This is a genomic window from Haloarchaeobius lipolyticus (assembly GCF_051208015.1).
Taxonomy (GTDB): Archaea; Halobacteriota; Halobacteria; order Halobacteriales; family Natrialbaceae; genus Haloarchaeobius.
On the sequence record NZ_JBPKGF010000002.1, the window covers coordinates 706351 to 725864 of the forward strand.

19 protein-coding genes and 1 tRNA gene are annotated in these 19514 nt (G+C 68.4%); 7 read left to right on the forward strand and 13 right to left on the reverse strand.

Annotated elements, in window-relative coordinates:
• Positions 1-211: 211 nt before the first annotated feature.
• A complete protein-coding gene (locus ACSC1Y_RS06630) occupies positions 212-1531 on the forward strand; it encodes a M28 family peptidase (protein ID WP_435333915.1) in 1320 nt (439 codons plus the stop codon).
• 265 nt (positions 1532-1796) lie between these two features.
• A complete protein-coding gene (locus ACSC1Y_RS06635; RefSeq protein WP_435333916.1) occupies positions 1797-2897 on the forward strand; it encodes a spondin domain-containing protein in 1101 nt (366 codons plus the stop codon).
• A gap of 211 nt (positions 2898-3108) precedes the next feature.
• On the opposite strand, the gene truA is transcribed toward ACSC1Y_RS06635, so the two are convergent.
• Positions 3109-3918: a tRNA pseudouridine(38-40) synthase TruA gene (truA, locus tag ACSC1Y_RS06640; protein WP_435333917.1), complete on the reverse strand. Its 810-nt coding sequence runs from the start codon at positions 3916-3918 to the stop codon at positions 3109-3111.
• A gap of 117 nt (positions 3919-4035) precedes the next feature.
• Between truA and ACSC1Y_RS06645 the strand changes: the two genes are divergently transcribed.
• Positions 4036-4467 (forward strand): hypothetical protein, encoded by a 432-nt coding sequence (locus ACSC1Y_RS06645; RefSeq protein ID WP_435333918.1) that lies wholly within the window; start codon positions 4036-4038, stop codon positions 4465-4467.
• Between the two features lie 94 nt (positions 4468-4561).
• On the opposite strand, the gene ACSC1Y_RS06650 is transcribed toward ACSC1Y_RS06645, so the two are convergent.
• From ACSC1Y_RS06650 to ACSC1Y_RS06675, 6 genes are all read right to left on the reverse strand, one after another.
• On the reverse strand, positions 4562-4900 hold the full coding sequence (locus tag ACSC1Y_RS06650) for a putative quinol monooxygenase (protein WP_435333919.1): 339 nt from the start codon (positions 4898-4900) through the stop codon (positions 4562-4564).
• 51 nt (positions 4901-4951) lie between these two features.
• Positions 4952-6262 (reverse strand): histidine--tRNA ligase, encoded by a 1311-nt coding sequence (gene hisS / locus ACSC1Y_RS06655; protein WP_435333920.1) that lies wholly within the window; start codon positions 6260-6262, stop codon positions 4952-4954.
• Positions 6263-6358: 96 nt separating this feature from the next.
• Positions 6359-6949, reverse strand: coding sequence for a DUF7411 family protein (locus tag ACSC1Y_RS06660; RefSeq protein WP_435333921.1), 591 nt, complete (start codon positions 6947-6949; stop codon positions 6359-6361).
• A complete protein-coding gene (locus ACSC1Y_RS06665) occupies positions 6949-7296 on the reverse strand; it encodes a DNA-binding protein (protein ID WP_435333922.1) in 348 nt (115 codons plus the stop codon). Before ACSC1Y_RS06665 ends, ACSC1Y_RS06660 begins: the two co-directional genes overlap by 1 nt.
• 91 nt (positions 7297-7387) lie before the next feature.
• The gene (locus tag ACSC1Y_RS06670) at positions 7388-7843 is read right to left on the reverse strand and encodes a 30S ribosomal protein S19e (protein WP_435333923.1); all 456 of its coding nucleotides are present in this window, start codon (positions 7841-7843) and stop codon (positions 7388-7390) included.
• Positions 7844-7941: 98 nt separating this feature from the next.
• A complete protein-coding gene (locus ACSC1Y_RS06675) occupies positions 7942-8973 on the reverse strand; it encodes a lysylphosphatidylglycerol synthase transmembrane domain-containing protein (RefSeq protein ID WP_435333924.1) in 1032 nt (343 codons plus the stop codon).
• Positions 8974-9091: 118 nt separating this feature from the next.
• On the opposite strand from ACSC1Y_RS06675, the gene thiL reads away from it, so the two are divergent.
• Complete coding sequence (gene thiL, locus ACSC1Y_RS06680; RefSeq protein ID WP_435333926.1) at positions 9092-9967, forward strand: thiamine-phosphate kinase; 876 nt, start codon at positions 9092-9094, stop codon at positions 9965-9967.
• A gap of 271 nt (positions 9968-10238) precedes the next feature.
• Here thiL and ACSC1Y_RS06685 read toward each other — a convergent pair whose 3' ends face one another.
• The gene (locus ACSC1Y_RS06685; RefSeq protein ID WP_435333927.1) at positions 10239-10895 is read right to left on the reverse strand and encodes a potassium channel family protein; all 657 of its coding nucleotides are present in this window, start codon (positions 10893-10895) and stop codon (positions 10239-10241) included.
• A 133-nt stretch (positions 10896-11028) separates the two neighbouring features.
• On the opposite strand from ACSC1Y_RS06685, the gene ACSC1Y_RS06690 reads away from it, so the two are divergent.
• Both ACSC1Y_RS06690 and ACSC1Y_RS06695 read left to right on the forward strand, forming a co-directional pair.
• Positions 11029-11535: an LUD domain-containing protein gene (locus ACSC1Y_RS06690; protein WP_435333928.1), complete on the forward strand. Its 507-nt coding sequence runs from the start codon at positions 11029-11031 to the stop codon at positions 11533-11535.
• Positions 11532-13736, forward strand: coding sequence for an LUD domain-containing protein (locus ACSC1Y_RS06695; protein WP_435333929.1), 2205 nt, complete (start codon positions 11532-11534; stop codon positions 13734-13736). The genes ACSC1Y_RS06690 and ACSC1Y_RS06695 overlap by 4 nt, the downstream gene beginning before the upstream one ends.
• Here the strand turns inward: ACSC1Y_RS06695 and ACSC1Y_RS06700 are convergent.
• The 5 genes from ACSC1Y_RS06700 to ACSC1Y_RS06720 form a co-directional block, all read right to left on the reverse strand.
• Complete coding sequence (locus ACSC1Y_RS06700) at positions 13709-15253, reverse strand: Hvo_1808 family surface protein (protein ID WP_435333930.1); 1545 nt, start codon at positions 15251-15253, stop codon at positions 13709-13711. The two genes, ACSC1Y_RS06695 and ACSC1Y_RS06700, sit on opposite strands and share 28 nt — an antisense overlap.
• Positions 15254-15354: 101 nt before the next feature.
• Entirely contained in the window at positions 15355-16392 is a 1038-nt protein-coding gene (locus ACSC1Y_RS06705; protein ID WP_435333931.1) for an NAD-dependent epimerase/dehydratase family protein, read from the reverse strand.
• A gap of 80 nt (positions 16393-16472) precedes the next feature.
• Positions 16473-17873, reverse strand: a complete 1401-nt coding sequence (locus ACSC1Y_RS06710) for an MFS transporter (protein ID WP_435333932.1) — start codon at positions 17871-17873, stop codon at positions 16473-16475.
• Between the two features lie 87 nt (positions 17874-17960).
• Positions 17961-18032 (reverse strand) — tRNA-Thr (locus ACSC1Y_RS06715).
• Between the two features lie 64 nt (positions 18033-18096).
• On the reverse strand, positions 18097-18759 hold the full coding sequence (locus ACSC1Y_RS06720; RefSeq protein WP_435333934.1) for a DUF7114 family protein: 663 nt from the start codon (positions 18757-18759) through the stop codon (positions 18097-18099).
• Positions 18760-18819: 60 nt separating this feature from the next.
• Between ACSC1Y_RS06720 and ACSC1Y_RS06725 the strand changes: the two genes are divergently transcribed.
• Complete coding sequence (locus ACSC1Y_RS06725) at positions 18820-19509, forward strand: enoyl-CoA hydratase/isomerase family protein (RefSeq protein WP_435333936.1); 690 nt, start codon at positions 18820-18822, stop codon at positions 19507-19509.
• Positions 19510-19514 lie beyond the last annotated feature (5 nt).

Consider the following 19514-nt stretch of genomic DNA (forward strand, 5'->3'; position numbering starts at 1 on the left):
CTGTTCTTTCGTGTCGGACATGAACCCCGAGCGTCGTTCATGACGATTCCAGTCGTCTCGCACCGTTCAATCGACCGTTATCGCCGGACTCCGCTGTCGAATCTGAGGGTCAGCCGAACCCGGTCGCCCGCACTGTTCCACACCATCCCGCCACTGTTTCACACGCCACACACCCCCGAACGTTTTCCGCCCCGGCCACGCACCTCCAGCTATGACCACCCACGAGACACCGGACCTCGACGCGATACTCGGACGACTGTGGGGCGACGACACGCCCTGGCAGGTACTCTCCGACCTCTGTGCATTGCCGAACCGGCTGGCCGGCCACCCGGGCGAGGAACGGGCCGCCGACATCGTCGAGCGAGCTTTCGAGGACGCGGGCCTCACGCGAGTCACTCGCGAGACGAGCCCCATCGCCCGCTGGACCCGCGGCCACACCGAATTCTCGGTCGTCGACCCGGTCGAACGTCCGTTCGAAGCCATCGCGCTCCCCTACTCACCGGCCGGCGAGACGACCGCCAGGCTGGTCGACGTCGGCCACGGGACACCCGAGGAGATCGCCGACCGCGACGTCGACGGCGCAGTCGTCCTCGCGAGCACCGACACGCCCGCCGACCAGCGGTTCGTCCACCGGATGGAGAAGTACGGCCACGCCGTCGGTGCCGGCGCGGCAGGGTTCGTCTTCGCGAACCACAAGCCCGGCCAGCTCCCGCCGACCGGGTCGCTCCGCTTCGACGAGGAAGGTTCGATTCCCGGCGTGGGGGTCTCCGCCGAGACGGGCGAGTGGCTCCGGGAGTACGCGGACCGCGACGGCGAGGTCCACCTGTCCGTCGACGCCCACACCGACGAGGGTGAGACTCACGTCGTCCACGGCACGGTCGGTCCCGACACCGACCGGGAGCTACTCGTGCTCGCCCATCTCGACGCCCACGATGTCGGCGAGGGTGCGCTCGACAACGGCTGCGGCGTAGCCGTGGTCGTGGGGGTCGCCCGTGCACTCGCCGGCCTGGACCTCGACCAGCAGGTTCGGATCGCTGCCGTCGGCGGCGAGGAGGTGGGCCTGCTCGGCAGTCGTGCACTCGCCGACTCGCTCGACCTCGACCGACTCGACGCCGTCGTGAACGTCGACGGCGCGGGCCGACACCGCGACCTCGTGGCCTACACCCACGCACACGCGGGACTGGAATCCGTCGCCGAAGAGCTCGCCGCGGAGACGGACCATCCCGTCCACGTCGAGCCCGACCCACACCCCTGGAGCGACCACTGGCCGTTCCTCCAGGCAGGCGTCCCATCCATCCAGCTTCACTCGAAGAGCGGGGAACGTGGACGGGGCGTGACGCACACGCGAGCCGACACGAGAGACAAAGCAGATTCTCGAACGTTACGGACACACGCTATGCTCACGAGCTTACTTGTACGTATTCTGCAACGTAGAAACCTCAGACGGCTGAATCGAGACGACCTCCTGACGGCCCTCGTCGCCCAGGAATACGAGCCCGGAATGCGAGCCGCTGGCGTGTGGCCGCAGTAAACCGGTTTCGAGTTAGATACGAAACGAGGGCCGTGACGGTAACGAACCGACTCCTCATGCACTTACTATCTTTTTCCTCAAAGACTTTATCTTTTATCGGTTAAACGACTTACATCAAACACACAATTAGATTAAGATATGTTTACCTACTAACCACGCCGTAGCTACCAGTGCGAAACGCAGTTGCCCAAGTGCAGGGGGGTGCACGATGCTGGAGCGTCGGGGCGAACCAACGTGGTGAGCGACGGCGCCGTCAAAAACTACAATGAGAAAAATGAAGTCTGCCGTCAACCGGCGTACCGTTCTTTCGACCATCGGTGTGGGGAGCCTCGCGCTCGTGGGGGGTGCAGGAACTGCTTCTGCTCGCCGTGGTCTCTACGGCCGCGGCTACGCGGGACCGCTCTCTGACCCTTGTGGGACGTGTGCACCAGAACCAGTCTGTGAGCCGGAGACGTTCAAGTACGACGTCACCATCTGGAACCTGACGAACGGCCAGCCCTGGACGCCGCCCGCGGTCGCCATCCACAACCGCCGCGTGAAACTCTTCCAGGTCGGCACCACAGCGTCGCCTGAGATGATCAAGCTCGCGAAGGACGCAGACCTCGGTCCGATGAAGGAGATGCTCCAGAGCGAGATCGACTGCTTCGGTGGCGTCTTCGCGATGGGCTTCGGTGACGATGCCCTCGTCGCGGACTGTGACCCGCTCCAGACCGGCCTCAAGAGCAAGACCACCATCCAGATCGAGACCATCGAGCCCCGCGGTGTCCTCTCCATGGCGAGCATGATGCTCGCGACCAACGACGGGTTCGCCGGTGTCGACTCCGTGCGCCTCCCCATCGAATGTGGCGAGACGCTCGCGGTGCCCATCGAGGCGTTCGACGTCGGCTGTGAGTGCAACACCGAAGTCGCGGCAGACCTCGTTCCCGAGGCGTCCCTGCTCACGAACATCCCGCAGTCGGACCTCGAGGCGTCGTCCGAACAGGACCTCATCGGTGAGGGCTTCATCCAGGAGCACCCCGGCATCGGCGGCTACGCGGACCTCACCGTCGAGGAGCACGGCTGGACCGGTCCAGTCGGCCTGCTGACGGTCACCCTCGTCGACCCGTGCTGCGCCGAAGAGGCTGTCAGCCCGTGCCAGTCGTGCCCCGAAGAGGTCGACCCGTGTGCCGACCCGTGCGCAGAAGAGGTCGACCCGTGTGCCGACCCGTGCGCAGAAGAGGTCGACCCGTGTGCCGACCCGTGCGCAGAAGAGGTCGACCCGTGTGCGGAACCCGCCTGCCCGACCGGCGTTAAGCGCGGCGGCTACCGGAAGCGCACGAAGAAGACGTCCCGGTCGAAGGCGACCTACCGCCGCTCGCGCTACTGAGCGCACGCGCAGACTGACCTAACTCTCTCGCGGGACCGGCTCCCGTGACCGACGGTCGAACCGGTGGGCCAGCATCATCGCACGGATTCGCCATTCGTCGCACCCCGCGTGCTGTCCGGGTGCAACCGTCTCCTCGGCCCGCCGGCCGTCGTTCGTTCTCCGCTTGCACTCGTTCGTTCTCTGGTTCCGTTTTCCTCGACTCGATTCCTCGCTACCGCACCCGCTCACCGACGCTCCGCGCCGCCCGCGCCGCCGTCGTCGCAGTCGTTTCCTTCTCGCCGAACACCTCGCGGACGGTCTCGACGGCACGCTCGTCGGGGACGAACTCCACCCCGGGGTACGCCGCGTCGACGAGCACCAGCCCCTCCGGCGGGGCCGGCGGCACGCCCTCGTGGCCCGGAAGGGGTTCCGGCTCGAGGACCCGCGACACCTTCTCCGGCGGGGCCGCTCCCGTGGCGACCGCCCGGACGAGCGAGCCGATGCGTCTGACCAGCTCCCAGAGGAACCCGTTCGCCCTGAGCGAGAAGACGAGGAACGCGTCGTCCTGCTCGACGTTCGCGGTCTCCAGCGTCCGGACCGTGTCGTCGAACGAGGCCGCGGTGAGGTTCGCGAAGTCGTGCGTCCCCTGCAGCGCCGCGATAGCCGCCCGGGCGCGTTCGAGGTCAGCGCCCGGCGCGTACAGGTGGTACTCGTACGCTCGACTCTCGCAGTCGTATGTCGCGTGGAACTGGCAGGGAACGTCGGCGCTGGCCCAGACCCGGACGTCCGCCGGGAGCTGCGAGGAGAACGCCCGCGGCGACAGCCAGCCCGGGCAGTCGAAGGCGACGGTCTGGGCGACCGCTGAGACGCCTGCGTCGGTCCTCCCTGCCGCCGCGTAGCCGGCGGGTTTGTCCGCCTCGTGGTCGAGTACGTCGAGTTTCCGCAGGGCGTCGAATAGCGCCGACTCGACCGTCGGCACGTCCGGCTGTCGCTGGAAGCCGTGGAACGGCCGGCCGTCGTAGGCGACGCGGAAGGCGCGCATCTGAAGGGGTGTTGCTCGGGAGAGGGTTTGTAGCTGGCGCGTTCGCGGTCAGTCGTCGGCAGGACCACCGAGGGAGTCGACCACCAGAGGTAACACGCTCGCCCGCAACCATGGGCCATGGACGAGAAACTGAGTGGCCGCGAGGTCGCCGACCTCATCGGCCCGGGGCTCGCCAGGGAGCTGGGGGTCACGGAACGGGCGTTCACCGAGGCCGAGCTGAAATCGCTCACACTCGTACTGCAGGAGAGCACCGCACTCGCGGATGCGGTCGGCGACGGCGACGCCGACAGCCTCCCGACGCTGTTCACGTCAGAGTTCGTCGCCGGGCACACCGAGTTCGACGATTTCTCGTCGCTCTGTGCGGCGAGTCCCTGGGAGGAACCGGCGTCGGTGTTCACGGTGCCGGAGCCGGGCAGCGAAGCGGCCGAGGATGCGCCGGTGACCCGGCACAGCTCCTTCCTCGCGCGGACGACCGCGTTCGAGACGCCGGGCGAGATGGTCAAACAGGCGGTCATCGACCGGACGCGGCGGAACGTGGAGTCGCTGTAAGTGGCGCACCTTCGTTCACTCCCCGTCGACCCGCATCGTCGACTGTCGCCGGTACGGTTCTAATGCGGGTTTCTTGCAGAATCACAGTGCACGCTCACCACTCGTCGGGTATCGCCTCAGCCGCCGCGAACGACTTCTCGACCAGCACCTCGCCACCCTCGAGGTGGACGATCGACAGGTCGCCGTCGACCAGCCCGGGCAGTCGTTCGACGAAGGCCCGGTACTCGTCTGTCTGAACGTGTTCGTCGAGCGCCGTCTGGTCGGCGTATCGCTCGAAGACGCGGACGGTGTTGGGGTCGGTCACGTCGGCCATCGCGTGGTAGTCGAGTGTTCCCTCCATGGCCCGTGAGCGCCTGACGAGAGCCGCGGCGAGGTCGTCGAACTCGTCTCTGTGGGCGGGGTCGACGGGGATGGTGGTGATGAGACACTGCATCACACGGACCGACTCGCGAGTCGGAGAAAAGTGTTCGCTCGGTGAGAGACCCTACTCGAAGTCGCCGATGGTCGGGCGCTGGCGGTCGCCCGGGAAGTCGTCGACGGGCACCTGCACCTGGTCGCCGGACGTCATGTCCTTGATCGTGACCTCGTCGTTCGCGAGGTCCTGCTCGCCGACGATGACGACCGTCTCGGCGTTGATGGAGTCGGCGTAGTTCATCTGCGCGCCGAAGCTCCGGCCGGCAACGTCGGACTCGACGACGTTGCCCGATTCTCGCAGGGCGCGGGCGATGCGGGCCGCGACGGGCCGGGTGTCGCCGACCTGCAGGACGTAGTAGTCGGTCGAGACGGCCTCCTCGGGCCAGACGCCGGCGCGCTGGAGCAGGAGCGGGAGCGTCGAGTTCATCACGCCGGGGGCGACCCCGACGGCGGGGGTGGGCTGGCCGCCGAAGTCCTCGATGAGGTCGTCGTAGCGGCCGCCGCCGAAGACCGAGCGGGAGACCTCGCCCGCGGAGTCGAAGCACTCGAAGACCACGCCGGTGTAGTAGTCGAGGCCGCGAGCCGTCGTGAGCGAGACGTCGCAGAACTCGCGGACGCCGAAGTCGTCGGCGGCGGCGAGGACGTTCTCGAGGTTGGCGACGGCGTCGTGGACCGACTCGCTCTCGGACCACTCGGTGACCTGCGAGAGGTCGTCGTTGCCGGCGACGAGCAGGTCGTCGAACTCGCGGGCCTGGTCGTAGGAGAGGCCGGCCTCGTACAGCAGGTCGAGGTACTCGTTCTCCTCGACCTTCGCACGCTTGTCGACGGCACGGATGGCGTCGCGGGTCCGGACGTCCGCGTCGAACTCGGCGAGCAGCTCGCCGAGGATGTCGCGGTGGGAGACGCGGAACTCGAAGTCGTCGCCCGAGAGGCCGAGGTTGGTCAGCATATCGGCACCGAAGGCGAGTATCTCCGCGTCGGCCTCCGGCTCCGCGGAGCCGAAGATGTCGACGTTGTTCTGGTAGAACTCGCGGAACCGGCCCTGCTGGACCTGCTCGTAGCGCCAGAACGGGCGCGTCGAGAACCACTTGATGGGCTTCGACAGCTCCTGTTGCTTCGCGACGACCATCCGGGCGACGGTCGGCGTCAGCTCCGGCGTGAGCGTGACGAGGCGACCGCCCTTGTCCTCGAAGGCGTACAGCTCGTCGACGATGTCGTCGCCGCTCTTGTCGGTCCACATCTCGGCGCGTTCGAGCGCGGGCGTGGCGACCTCGCGGAAGCCGTAGCCGCGGGCCGTGTCCTCGACGGTGTCGATGACCTCCCGGTAGGCGGCCATCTCGTCGGGGTAGAAGTCACGAAATCCCTTGAGTCCCTCGTACATACGCCGTGGTTCGGTCACAGCGCGCTTCAAACTGTTCATCCCGAGGCGGTCGGCCGGCCGACCAGCCTCGCCCTCCTGCAGGGAGTCGTGTCAGTCCTACCGCGTCCCTTCCACGAACGTCTGGTCGTGTTCCGGGAACACGTCTTCGATTGCGGGCCCGTCCTCGCGGTCGGCCAGCAGGGCGCGCAACTCGGCCTCGTAGTCCGCCCGGCGAATCTCCTCGCTCGGGCCGACGGTCACGTCGAGTTCGGCCTCGACCAGCCGGTCGACGGCCCCGCGGCCGAAGCCCGAGAGCGGCGCGATGTAGTCGACGCCGTGGCGGTCCTCGAGGCTCTGTGCCTGCGCCCGGGAGACCGTCGGGACGCGGTCGTCTCGCCGGGTGCCGTCCGCGATGGCGTCGAAACCCTGCTCGGCGAGGCGCTCCAGCGCGTGCTCGTGGACGTGCTGGATGGCGTTGCGTGGAAAGCCGTCGGCGACGAGTCGGTCGACCGCCGACTCGGCCACGTCGGCGTCGAGCTCGAGCCGCTCGTGCGGGAATCCGACCGCTTCGGCGGCGTCTCTCGCGTGTTCCCAGTCGTCGGTCACGCCGAAGTGACCGGTCACGAGCGTGACGTCGTAGAACTCCGAACAGAGCAGCGCCGCGAGGGTGGAGTCCTTGCCCCCGCTGTAGAGGAGTCCGAGCTCCATCAGCGCCGGATGTTGAAGCTCTTGGAGTCGGGTTTGAGTTCGCGGAGGAGGTCCTTCATCTGGTCTTCGTCGATCTTGCCCTGGATACGCCCGGACCGGGCGATGGCGACGACCTGCTGTTCGACCTGCTCACCGAACTGCGGCTTGGACATCTTGACCGAGTTGAGCCGCTGACGGGCGTCGGCGGTGAGGTACTGCCGCAGGAGCGCCTGCTTCTGTGCCTCGGCCTGCTGTTGCATCGCCTCCTGGGCCTCGGCGTCGCCCTGCTGTCCCTGCTGTTCTTTGAGCTGCTCCATCTTCTCCTGTCGAAGCCGTTCGAGTTCGTCCTCGTCGGAACTGCCGCTCATACGCAACGGTAGTCGATTGTGGAGGAAAATCGTTTCGACTGTGGAGAGACGTCTCTCGGAGAGTGAACGAAACGGAAGACGCTACGTCTGCTTACGCGTACCGTTCGAGTTCCGGGCGGTCGAGGTCGGCCATGACCTCGTCGGCCGTGTTGTCGAGGAGGCTGCGGCCCTCGTCGGTGATGTTGCGGCCCTGGCCCTTCTGGGTCTGGATGAGGCCCTCGTCCTCGAGCTGCTGGAGGATGGTCCGGATGACCTTCTTCGAGCCGTTGGAGCGGTGCGAGCCACCGACGCGGTAGCGCGTCGAGCCGCGCTTCGCGCCGCCGTACTCGGTCGAGAGACGGTCGACACCGACCGGGCCGCTGTCGGCGACCTTGCGGAGGAGGGACGCCGCGCGGATGGCCCAGAAGTTGTCCTGCTCCGGGGGCAGTTCTCGGCTTGCGCCGGTCTTACTGAAGTTGATCCACTCGGGTGTCTCGAGTCGGTCCTCGAGGTCCTCGGCGAGCGCCTCGATGAGCGCGTCCGCCGGAACGTCGTACATCGTCGTCATTGACGTGTCGTTCCCTCGCGCGGGTTAAAAGACCATCGTTGTTTTCCCGTTCGGCATGGGCTCTCATCACCTGCCACGACAGCTATTCGCGTCCGTTCTCAGTCACGATCCGCGGCACCCAGCGCCGCCGTCGCTCCGCCGCCGACGAACACCGGGAACCAGTACGTCCCGAGCCGGTGGAGCAGGATGGCGGACGTGATCGTCGTCGCCTCGAAGCCCGTCACGGTCGGTAGTATCATCAAGAGGACGGTCTCGATGCCGCCGAGACCACCTGGAAGCGGTGTGATGCTGGCGACCGAGCCCAGAGGGACCGCGAGCATCGCCGCGATGAACAGTCCCTCGCCCTGGAGCCCGAGCGCTCGCATCGACAGCCAGAGACAGCAGACGAGCATCACCCAGCCGATGGTCGAGAGCGTCAGGGTCGCCAGCAGCGAGAGGCGGTCGTTCGCGACCCGCTCGATGGTCGTGAAGAAGCCCTCGATGCGCTGGCGAATCGCTTCGGCCGTCGGGGGTGTCCGCGTGGGGACGAACCGGTAGAGCCACCGGACGAGCGGCGAGAGCACGCGAACGACGGCCTCCTCGACGCGGTACCGGTTGTGCCAGCCGATGTAGGCCCCGATGGACAGGCCGATGGTCATCCCGACCATCACGACCGCCGCGTCCGCGAGCCGGTCGGTCAGCGTCACCGTGGCGGCGTAGTAGGCCAGCGCGGTCAGAGCGAGACCGACCGAGGGGACGAAGTTTATGGCATCCACACTCGCGATTGCGGCGAGGCCGGTCTCGTACTCGCTGTCGGTCTCCCGCGAGATGAGCAGCGCACTGAACGGTTCGCCCCCGGCCTGACCGAACGGGGTCACGTTGTTCGCGAAGGTCGCGGCGGCGTAGACGAGGAACGACTTCCGGACGGACATCGAGATACCGAGCGAGGAGAGCACGGACCGCAGTGCGAGCCCCCACGAGAGCAACCAGACGAGTGCGGCCACGAGGACGAGTCCGAAGGTCTCGGGGTCAGCCCGGGTGAGCTGTGTCACGACGGCGTCGAATCCGACGAACCACAGAAGTACGGCGAGGACGACGACCGCGCCGACGAACCCGGCGGCCATCGCGCGCACGTCCCAGTCACCGGCCATGCGCGAATCGTCGCCCGTGATGGGCTTGAACCCACCGACTCCTCCGCGACGGGACAGATTCGACCGTCGCGGGCGCTGGACCAATCAGTTTTTCAGCACACCCGGAAAATCCCATCCCATGGACGAACGGGCGGCCCTCTCACTGCTCGGAGACGTCGTCGGCCGGGCCGGCGACGACGCGGCGGTCGTGAACGGACAGGTGGTCACGACGGACATGCTCCACGAGCGGACGGACTTCCCCGGCGGCACCACCAGGTACACCGCCGGCTGGCGCGCCGTCGGCGCCTCGCTATCGGACGTGGCCGCGATGGGTGCCGAGGCGACCGCCGCCGTCGCCGTCTACGCCGACCCCAGCTTCGAGGAGGAAGAGCTGCGCGAGTTCGTCGGCGGCGCGAGCGACGTCTGCGAGGCCGTCGGCGCGGAGTACGTCGGCGGCGACCTCGACACCCACACGGAGTTCACCGTCGCGACGACGGCCCTGGGGACGACGAACGACCCGGTCAGGCGGTCGGGTGCCAACCCAGGCGAACTCGTCTGCGTGACCGGGACGCTCGGGCGCTCTGCCGCCGCACTCCGGCTGTTCGAGGCGGGTGAGACGGCCCGTGCGAACGACCTGTTTCGGTTCGAACCGCGGGTCGCCGCCGGCTGCGCACTCGGCCCGCACGCGAGCGCGATGATGGACTCCTCCGACGGCCTCGCACGGTCGTTGCACCAGCTTGCCGAAGCGAGCGACTGCGGCTTCGCCGTCGAGTTCGACGCCCTCCCGGTCGACGAGTCCGTCCGTTCGGTGGCCGACGACGAGGCGACCCTGCGTGACCTCGCCTGCCACTTCGGCGAAGACTTCGAACTCGTGTTCACGCTCCCGGAAGACGTCCTCGCGGCGGCTCGCGAAGCCTGTCCGACGCCGTTCTCGGTCCTCGGAACCGTGACCGACTCGGGCGTGACGATGGGCGATGAGGCCCTTCCCGACCGCGGCTTCACCCACGGCGAGTGAGCAACGGATATCGCCAGTAGAACGGCCTGAACAGCTATTCTCGGCAGGTATGACGGTCGTCTGACGCAGTTTTATAATGGTACACGGATAGCATCCACCCGGGCGCGATGTCCGACGGCCTCGAGAATCCCATCCTCAGCGGCACGCGCCCGGTTACTAACTAGCTCCTCCCGCATTCCCCCCTTTTGTGCCTCCACCCGATGAGCGGTCGGTATTCCCACTCACGAGCGGGTGGATTTCGAGAACGCTGTGAACCGAGAAAACCGTCCCCTCAGACCGCAGCGAGTGCGTTCTGAACGTCCTGGATGCTCTCGGTCTCGACGACGACGGCGATTCGGTCACCAGCCTCGATGGCCGTCGTCGGGAGCGGGATGGTCAGCGACTCGTCCGCGTGCCCGTGCGCGTAGATTCGTGCCGCCTCCGGCAGGTCGACCTCGACGACCCGCATGCCGACGAGCGGGGAGTCGGCGGGTATCTCGAACACGGAGAACTGCATCGTCTCGGTCACCTCTGCGAGGACGTTGAAGTCGCCGCCGAGCATGGCCGTCTTCGCGCCCGCCGCACCGAGGCGCTCGGGGTAGACGACCTCGTCCACGTCGCTCGCGTACTTCTCGTAGATGTCTTCACGGTAGTCCTCGTCGATGCGAAGGACCGTCCGCGCGCCGAAGTGCTTGCCCACCATGCAGGCGCTGAAGTTCACGTTCAGGTCCGGCGTGAGCGCCGCGATGGCGTCTGCGGTCTCGATACCGGCCTCGATGAGTACGTCCTCGTCCTCCCCGTTGCCCTCCACGACGGTGAAGCCGTCGTCTCTCGCGCGCTCGGCTTTGTCGTGGTCCAGGTCGACGACGGTGACGTCGTGTCCCTCCCCCTGAAGGATGCGGCAGGTTCGCGTTCCGACTCGACCGTAGCCCACGATAACGAACTTCATGGTTCACCCCTACGATGGGGGAGGGTAAAAATCCACGTCCCGCGTCGCGGTCTCGTGCCGGAGACCGGTACCGAGACGCGGGGACGGGTTCCCGTCCGCTACAGCAAAGTAGCCGCGTTCGAAACCTCGCGGCATGTCTCCGGATACCACGGTCCGGTTCACCGCTGCGGTCACCGAGTCCGGTGCGACGGTCGACACCGTCCCGGCGGCCGACGCGATCGACGCCATCGGGGCGGCGGTCGAGACGCCCGCCATCGGCGTCCCCCTCCCGTTCGCGGACGTCTCGCTCCCCTCGGCCGTCGACCGGGAGCTAACACCGGCTGCTCTCGCAGCCGCCGAGACGGGTGTCACGCCGGCTCGACTCGGTATCGCAGAACACGGGAGCGTGCTGATACGCTCCGCCAGCGAGGGCGACGAACCGGTGAGCCTCTACCCGAACCGGCACGTCGCGGTCGTCGCCGCGAGCGATCTCGTCGACGACAACCGGGCGGCACTCGACTGGCTGGCCGACGAGTTCGCCGCCGGCAGAACCTCCTACGTCTTCGCAACGGGCCCCTCCGCGACCGCCGACATGGGCGGGCTGGTCAACGGCGTCCACGGGCCGAACGAGGTCCACGTCGTGGTGGTGAGCGACAGATGAGTTCGAGTGAGGACCGGGCCGACAGACGACGGAAGGCGGAGAAGATACGCCACCTGATGCGGACGGAGGGAACGAACATCGGCCCCAGCGTCCGCGACAAGAACGCGAAGCGGTACGACGCCATCGACCGGTTCGACCGGTGGGAAGCCTGCCGCGAGGAGGCCCGCGCCATCAAGGAGGACGCCATCGAGAACCTGCCCCACCTCGTCGACACCGTCCGCGAGTCCGTCGCGGCCAACGGCGGGACGGTCTACCTCGCCGAGGACGCCGCCGACGCGAACCGGTACGTCCAGCAGGTGTGCGACGAGGCGGACGCCGAGACCGTCGTCAAGTCGAAGTCGATGACGACGGAGGAGCTCGACCTGAACGACGCGCTCGAATCCGACGGGCTGGACGTCTACGAGACCGACCTCGGCGAGTTCGTCGTCCAGCTCGCCGACGAGTCGCCCAGCCACCTCGTCGGCCCCGCGCTGCACAAGTCCCGCGAGGAGATAGCCGACCTCCTCAACACGGTCTTCGAGCCAGACGAATCGCTGGAGACCGCCGAAGAGCTGACCCGCTTCGCCCGAGACTACCTCGGCGAGCGCATCCAGGAGGCCGACGTGGGCGTCACGGGCGCGAACTTCGTCTTCGCCGAATCGGGCACCATCGCGCTCGTCACGAACGAGGGCAACGCCCGCAAGTCCGCCGTCACGCCCGACACCCACGTCGCGGTCGCGGGCGTCGAGAAGCTCATCCCCTCGGTCCGGGAGTTCGGGCCGTTCCTCGACCTCATCTCGAAGGCCGCGACCGGACAGGACATCTCGCAGTACGTCTCGTTGCTGACGCCGCCGACCGATTCGCCGACGCTCGATTTCGATGCGGATGAACTGGGCGAGGGCGGCGAGTCGGGTGACCGCGAGTTCCACCTCGTACTCGTCGACAACGGCCGGACGGCGATGCGCGAGGACGACCAGCTCCGCGAGACGCTGTACTGCATCCGGTGTGGCGCCTGCTCGAACTCGTGTGGCAACTTCCAGTCCGTCGGCGGCCACGCCTTCGGCGGCGAGACCTACTCCGGCGGCATCGCGACCGGGTGGGAGGCCGGCGTCCACGGCCTCGACTCGGCGGCGGAGTTCAACGACCTCTGTACGGGCTGTACCCGCTGCGTGAACGCGTGCCCCGTGAAGATAGACATCCCGTGGATCAACACCGTCGTCCGGGACCGGGTGAACCGCGGCGCCGATTCCGACAGCTTCGACCACCTCGTCGAGGGGTTGACCCCGGACGACGAGCCGACCGGCCTCTCGCTCGACAAGCGGCTGTTCGGCAACTTCGACACGGTAGCCAGCCTCGCGAGCAAGACGGCACCGGTCTCGAACTGGCTCGCGAGTACGGGCCCGGTCAGGGCCGCGATGGAGCGGGTCGCGGGCATCGACTGCCGGCGCGAACTTCCCAGTTTCCAGCGGGAGACGCTGGTCTCGTGGTTCGACGCGCGGGGGCCGACCGTCCCCGAATCGGAGGCGACCCGCGAAGCCGTCCTCTACCCCGACCTCTACACGAACCACGTCCTCGTCGACCGCGGGAAGGCCGCTGTCCGGGCGCTCGAAGCACTCGGCGTGCGCGTCGCGGTTCCCGACGTTCCGTCCTCCGGCCGTGCCCCGCTCTCGCAGGGGATGGTCGCGACCGCCGAGGAACACGCCCACGACGTCTACGGTGCCCTCGCCGAGCACGTCGACGCGGGCCGGGACGTGGTCGTCGTCGAACCCTCCGACCTCGCGATGTTCGACCGCGAGTACGAGCAGTTCCTCGAAGCCGCGTCGTACGAACGGCTCTCGGCGGCGAGCTACGAGGTCATGGAGTACGTCTACGGGCTCCTGGAGAACGGGGCGGACGCGTCCGCACTCGCGACCCCGCCCGCAGAGGTCGCCTACCACAGCCACTGCCAGCAACGGACTCTCGGCCTCGAGCCCTACACCGTGGCCGTTCTGGAGGAACTGGGCACGGCCGTCCGGACCTCCGACACCGAGTGCTGCGGGATGGCCGGGAGCTTCGGCTACAAGGCCGAGTACTACGAGCTGAGCATGGAGGTCGGCGAACCGCTCCGCGAGCAGTTCGAGAACGAGTCGGTCGTCGTCGCGAGCGGGACCTCCTGTACCGAGCAGCTGGGCGACCTGCTCGCGGCGGGAATCCGTCACCCGGTCGAGTTGCTGGTGCCGTAGTCGTTCGCGGCGCTCGAGGAGAGTCGAGACAGCGCCGCCTCGTCCGGCGCGTTCACGACGGTTACGCGCGACCCGTCGACCCCGACGGCGAAGGCGTCCGCGAACGGCCCCGAGTCGACGACGTAGCGGTTCGCACCTGCCTTCTCCGCACCGTGGTACCGAAGCAGCTCCCGGTACGCGTCCGCGAACTCCCGTGCTTCTGCGGGCGAGTCCCACGCCGTCCGCCAGACGTAGGCTCGACGGTCCGCGTTCTCGTAGGCGACCAGCCGGTCGCCAGCCCATCCCGCACTCGGCGGAAGGTCGTAGGAGAGCGGCGAGGTAGCGTTCACTGCCCCGTTCGCGTCCGTGTTGAGGAACTGTTCGCGCGTGACGAGCGAGCCCTGCCGGTCGTCGTACAGCGTGTAGGCGAACATCGTGGCGACGCCGGCCTCACCGACCGTGACGCCGGTCCGTCCCTCGCCACCGACTCGCTCCCACGAGCCAGACCGGCGAGGCGGGACCGCCACGTCCTCGGGCGGGTGCTCGCCGATTCGCTGGTGAATGACTGCCCGGCTCGACAGCGGCGGGTCGCCGTACAGCTTGTCGACGCCGCGCCAGCCCTCGTCGTCGTAGACGTCGCGGACCAGCTCCTCGCCCTCGGCGTAGGGGAAGTACGACAGGATGTAGAGGCCCATGTGGACGTCGGACGAGGCGGCCGAGCGGTTCGCGCTGTCGTCGCCTCTATCGCCGCCGGAGCGTCCCCCGTCACTCCCGCTGCCTGCTGGCGTGTCACCGAGGCAGTCCCACCGGCTCTCGCACCGCCGTTCGTACAGCGCATCGACGAAGTTCGCGTCGCCCTCGACCAGCGAGATGAGTCCCGTCACCTGGTCCTGGGTCGCGTTCCGGGGGAAGGGCGTCTGCCGCAGTGCGTGTCGGAACTGGTAGGCGTGGAACAGCTCCTGTGCGAGCGTCACCTCGTTCATCCGGGGCGTCTCGGATTCGGAGATGAGTACGATTCGGTCCTCCCGGACGCTGTAGAACCCCTGTACCGTCGAGGCCCGGTTCTGCGACTCCTGCTTCCCCGCGTCGGTCGATTCGCCGACGAGGAACAGCGCCTCGTACTTCGCGGCCTGCTGCGCCGCCGCAGCGTCCTGTGCGGCGGTCGGCTCGGCGCCAGAACCGCCCTCCTCGAGCGAGTCGCGGTACTCGCTTCGGTTCATCAGCGAGACGTCGACGGGGCGGTCGAACTCGACGCCCCGGACCAGTTCGACGCGGGCCATCCCGCGGGCGACGACGGCGTCGAGTTCGGACCGGTTCAGTCCGTCCTCGGGCGTGACAGCGAGCGATTCGTTCGCCCAGAAACCGCCCTCCCAGCCCTGTACGTCGCGGGGTGGGTCGGAGACCGACGGGTCGGCGGCGAGCGAGTCGTCGACGGTGCCGGGGCCGGTCGCTTCCTGGGCACCGAACTGGAGTGCGTTACAGCCGGCGAGCGCGGTCAGGAGGACGAGCGCACAGACGAGCAGCAGGCGACGTCGCATTCCTCAGACGGTTGGGAGTGGGTGCGTAAAAGGGGTCTGCCCGGAGGGAGCAGGTGTGTGAAGGGAATCTGCCCGGTGGAAGGGGGACTCTCCCGGCGCCGTCACCCCGACCGCGACGGACCGGAGGAGACGCCGCCGTCGTACTCGCTCTCGACGGACCCCAGCGCCTCGATGGCCGTCATCTCTCGCTCCCGGGGCGGCCCCAGTTCGGTGCCGTCCCGGCCCGACTCGCGGTGTTCCGCGACGGTGGTCTCGTAGGCGGTCGAGAGCGGCGTCGAGTCCCAGCCGAGGGCGGCCAGTTTCTCGGTCGAGACGAGCATCGGTTCGTCCGTGAACAGGGGAAAGTCGGCCGGTGAGAGGTGGTTCGCCACCAGTTCGCGCTCGCTGGCGAAGACCAGCTCCACTTCGGTATCGAGGGCGTTGGCTGCCAGCTCGAGCCAGCCCGAGAGGGTAGTCGCCTCGCGGTCCGCGACGTTGTAAGCCTCGCCGGCCTCCCCGTTCTCGGCGACGATGCGGAGCGCCCGCGCGACGTCCGCGACGTAGGCCCGGTGGAGCAGGCTGTCGCCGTCCCCCGGGACGAGTACCCGGTCGAACTCGTCGAGCCGGCGGAGCCAGTAATCGGTTCGCCGGGTGTAGTCGTGCGGCCCGTAGACGAGCATCGGCCGGACCAACATCGCGTTCACCCCGCGTTCTGCGGCGGCGAACACCCGTCGGTCGCACTCGGCCTTCCGCGGCCCGTAGCTCTCCATCGAATCGTCGGTCGCCTGCACGGGAGTACACTCACACAGGGACGTCTCGTCCTCGTGCATCGGTATCGGCTGCTCGCCGTAGGCCGACCCCGAGGAGACGAACACGTAGGCGTCCACCTCGGCGAAGACCTCGGTCGCGGCGTCGAGCTGCCGGGGGTACATCCCCACGAAGTCGACGACGACGTCCGGCTCCACCTCGTCGCGGGCAGCTTCGAGGGCTGTCCGGTCGTTCCGGTCCCCCTGGTAGCTGTCGACGCCGTCGGTCTCGGCGAACGGATCTGCGGACTCCCCGCGGGTGAACGTGGTCACCTCGTAGTCGTGTGCGAGCAGTTCCGTGACCGTGTGGCGGCCGATGAACCGGGTCCCACCGATGAGCAGGGCGCGTGGCATACCGACTATCGGTTCGGAGACACGATAACCGTGGTGTCGAGAGCGGTCGTGGCCGCCGCCGGCTCGCCCGTACACGGACCTCACTCGGCCCGTAATTCCTCGGGCTCCACGGCCGGCACCGCCGCTCCGTTCGGCTTTTCACCGACGGGTTCCGCGGGTACGGCTCTCGCCCGCTCGCCACCGGAGAGCGCCCGGAGCGTCGCGACCAGCAGCGCCCCCAGGACGACCAGCCCGCCAGCGACGCCGAAAGCCGTGACGTAGCCGAAGGTGGCCGCCCAGCCCCCGAGCACGCCGCCGATTCCGCCGGCGACGGCACCCAGCGCGGTGTGCAGGCCGAGCACCTCTCCCCGCACCGCTGGCGGTGCCAGGCGCGTCACGATGGCCGTGCCGACGACGGCGATGACGGCCCAGGTCGCCCCGATTGCGGCGAGTGCAGCCCCGACGATGCCGAAGCCGAGCCCCACCGCTCCCAGGCCGGCCGTGAGTGCCACCAGCGGGAACAACAGCCCGCGGACCGCGAGCGCCCCCGACTGGAGCAGGCGGACGTCGAACCGGCCGGCCGCCGACCCGGCGCGCTCGTACAGCACCGCCGAGGCGAGACTCGACACGAGGTAGAGACCGAACACCGACCCGGAGTCGAAGCCGATATCGGTGAAGTAGAGCGGTAGCGGTGCCCAGAACGCCGCAGAACCGGTGAAGAACAATCCAGCCGCGACGAGGTAGATCGCCAGCGCCGGGTCGAACCGCCGACGCAGCCGCCGCGGGTGGATGCCCCGCGTCGACCAGTATAGCCGGTTCGGCGAGAACGCGAACGTCGCACCCTTGATGCCACGGTGCGACACCGACAGGATGCGTGCGATTCGACGGACGTGCCGCTCGCTGGTGACGTGGTCGTCGGGAGCGGGCTGGGGGAGCGACCGCGCCGACAGCACGACGCTCACCCCGGCGCACGCGGCCAGGAGCCAGAACAGCGCCCGGGTGACGCCCGCTCCCGCGGCCAGCAGCTCCGCGTCGACCAGCAGAGCCCCGACGGGCGGCCAGACCGTCCCGAGGACCAGCCCACCGGCCCAGCCGTAGCCCTGGAACGTGTTCACCAGGCCGATGCGCTCGCTCCAGGCCGACTCCGGCGCGTCGTCGACGACCAGCATCGTCAGGACTGGCGTGATGGCCCCGACCACCAGCCACAGGGCCGCGTTGGCGACGATGACGACCGCGATGCTCGACGTGAACGGGATGACCGCCAGGGCCACCGCGACCGTCGCCAGCGTCGCCAGCACCAGCGCTCGCCGGTGCTGGACCCGGTTTGCCAGCCGCCCGAACAGGATGGCCCCCGGTGCCCCGATGATGGCCGCAGAGGAAGCGAGCAGTCCGAGGTCCACCGGTGTCGCACCGAGCTGGACGAGATAGAGCGGGACGAGCAGGGAAGCGCCGCCGAAGGCGACCGAGCCGAGTCCCCAGGCGTAGAGCCAGCGTTCTTTCACTGTGTTGCAGGTGTCGTTGGGGGATAATGAAACGAGTGGGGTGGTGGAGAGGAGTCCCTGTCGGAGGAAGTACGTCGAAGAGGAGTAAGCCTAGGCCGGGATTTGAACCCGGGCTCTCGTCCTTACCAAGGACGCGCTTTACCGCTAAGCTACCCAGGCACCGTACCGCTTTCGGCGCATCTTCACGTTGCCCGCTTGCATCTTTAAGGGCTTCGATTCGGAGTCACGAATCCGTCGCCGACTGGCGGACATGATCGTCGCCGCCGACTGCGTCGCCCGCGGTCGCACCGATCTGGAGCTCGTTCGCGGGCGGGAGGAAGTCCAGCCCGCCGGGCAGGCCGACCGCACCGAGTTCGGCGAGTGCGCCGACCTGTGCGAACAGCTCCGTCGTGGGGGTGCCGCCGACGGCGGTGACGCCGGCCGTCGCGGCGAGTTCGAACACGTCGCGTTCGAGGGCGTGGGGGAGGCCCTCGCCGGTCTCGCGGTGCGTGGTCTCGTCCCGGCCGAACCGGCGGACGGTCTCGACCGCCTTGCCGGCGGCGTCGGTCCGGGCGAGGAGGTAGAAGCCGCGGGAGACGAGGACGGTCGCGGCGAGGGAGTCCAGATTGGGCTGGATGTGGTCCTCGGTCGCCGCCCAGGGCTCGTCGTGGGCGAGCGTGCGGGTGAGCGAGAGGCCGTCGTAGATGAGCTGGACGCCGGCGGCGCGTTTGACCACGGCCGTGAGGTCGACGCCGTCGTCGCAGGCACGGGCACAGCGGAGCGTCAGGACGCCGGGGGCCATCGACGTCGCCTCGAGACGGGCGAGCAGGTCGTCGCGGAGCCGGTCCGGATAGATGTCCTGTAGCGCCTCGCTGGCGGCGTCCCGACACGTAGCGGCCTCGTCCATTGGCGGAGGCTAGCGGGGGGAAAGCCAAAGACCTTTGGAAACACCGGCAGACGCTGGTCTATGATTCGCAGCGAGGTCGACGGCCGCGTGACGACGGTGACCATCGACCGGCCGGCTCGTCGCAACGCGCTGACGCCCGACGGACTCGAATCGCTTGCGACCGCGGTCGAGACGGCGACGACGCCCGTGGTCTACCTCACCGGCGCAGACGGCGCGTTCTCTGCGGGCGCTGACTTCGGCGTCGTCTCGGAACTGGACCGACAGGGGACACGAGCGTTCGCCAGGCTCGGCCAGCGGGTCGCACGGACCATCGAGACGGGAGAGAGCGTGGTCGTCGCCGGCATCGACGGCCCGGCCCGTGGCGGCGGCGTCGAGCTGGCCCTGGCCTGTGACCTCCGAGTCGCGACCCCGGAGGCGACGTTCGCCGAGACCGGCGTCTCGCTGGGACTGTTCGGCGCCTGGGGCGGGACCGTCCGGCTTCCCCGGGTCCTCGGCGAGGGCGAGGCGATGGACCTCGCACTGTCCGGGCGGGTGATAGGGGCAGAGGAGGCACGACGGATGGGACTCGTCTCGCGAATCGTCGACGACCCCCGCGAGGTGGCCGACGAGGTCGCTACGAACGAGCCGGACGCCCTGGCGGTGCTGAAGCGTCGGATGCGTGACGATGCGGACCGCGAGGTGCAGGAGGCCCGGGAAGCGGCCGTCTTCGCGGACCTCGTGGAGGAGCACGCGGACGACCTGCCGCGGTGAGCGGG